Source organism: Neisseria sp. P0021.S007 (genome assembly GCF_051956855.1).
In genome coordinates this window covers 1-459 of the sequence record NZ_JBQCXA010001582.1, presented here as the reverse complement: position 1 = coordinate 459, position 459 = coordinate 1, and the positions used below count along the sequence as shown (strand labels likewise).

Annotated in this window: 1 protein-coding gene; it reads left to right on the top strand. The window is 56.2% G+C overall.

The genetic code is table 11. The features are described from left to right. Window positions 1–459: 3-methyl-2-oxobutanoate hydroxymethyltransferase (locus ACTHUR_RS20375; protein WP_440400608.1), on the top strand; the 459-nt coding region annotated here is incomplete at both ends.

Sequence of the window (459 nt, the reverse complement as noted above, 5' to 3'; positions counted from 1 at the left end):
ACACTTTGCAAAAAATGAAAGCAGAGGGCGAGAAAATCGCCATGCTGACCGCTTATGAATCCAGCTTTGCCGCGCTGATGGACAATGCCGGCGTAGATGTATTGCTGGTCGGCGATTCTTTGGGCATGGCGGTGCAAGGTCGTCAGTCCACTTTGCCGGTGAGCTTGCAGGATATGTGCTACCACACTGAATGCGTGGCTCGCGGCACTCAAAATGCCATGATTGTCAGCGACTTGCCGTTTGGTGCGTATCAGCAGAGCAAAGAGCAGGCATTTGCGGCGGCGGCCGAATTGATGGCGGCTGGCGCGCATATGGTCAAACTCGAAGGCGGCGTCTGGATGGCGGAGACCACTGAATTTCTGCAAATGCGCGGCATTCCTGTTTGCGCGCACATCGGCCTGACCCCGCAATCCGTGTTTGCATTCGGCGGCTATAAAGTTCAAGGCCGCGGCGACAAGG